Raw genomic sequence first — 799 nt, forward strand, 5'->3', positions numbered from 1 at the left:
TTTAAGTGTTTCAGACGGCCTTCATTCAAACGGACAAATATGGACAAATTCATTTTAGCGATGATCGGCATGGCCATTGCCCTCTTGATTATTATTGGCGGCGGATTTATTGCTGTCGAATATTTCAAATCCCATCCTGAAGCATTCCAAGTCAAGCCGCTATCAAAATAATCATTTAACGGCATGAGTTTCAAGGGGAAAAGCCGTAGCTCAAGGCCGTCTGAACGCAGTACATATAATGAAACACATTCTTTACTGGCTGGGTGGTTTTGCCGTCGCCCTCGGCATATTCCAATACTACGAAACCCATCGCTATTCCGAAGACCAGCTCATCTACGCCCAACCGCCGCAAAATCGTACTGCCGTTGCCGATTTTGACGCCTTGGCGTATTTAAACTTCCTCCGCGCCTCAGCCAATCTGCCCGCACTGGCGCACTCAGCCACACTTGAACGCGCAGCGCGTAATCATGCCCGCTATTTGTTGCAAAACCCTGACGACGGACATGACGAACACAATACACGCAATCCCTTTTATACAGGTCCACGCCCATCAGACCGCACGCGCAGAGCCAGTTATGCCTATAAAGGCGTACACGAAAACGTCAGCACCGACCAGCATCCGCCAAACGAAAAAATCAACGACCACCTTCCTGCCCAACATCAGCTGGACAACTTGATGACGGCGATTTACCACCGTCTCTCCTTACTCGATCAAAATATCGACGAGGCCGGTGCGGCGTTTGAATCGCAAGGCAAACAAATCGCATTGAGCATCAATCAGGGCGACAGCAGATTCAAC

Annotated in this window: 2 protein-coding genes; both read left to right on the plus strand. The window is 49.4% G+C overall.

From position 1 onward, the window contains the following. The first annotated feature begins 39 nt into the window (after positions 1-39). Positions 40-171 (plus strand): hypothetical protein, encoded by a 132-nt coding sequence (locus tag ACTHUM_RS16040; protein ID WP_256388404.1) that lies wholly within the window; start codon positions 40-42, stop codon positions 169-171. Positions 172-238: 67 nt separating this feature from the next. Next, the coding region (locus ACTHUM_RS16045; RefSeq protein ID WP_440403428.1) for a CAP domain-containing protein at positions 239-799 on the plus strand (561 nt) is incomplete at its 3' end.

This window comes from Neisseria sp. P0021.S006 (assembly GCF_051956895.1).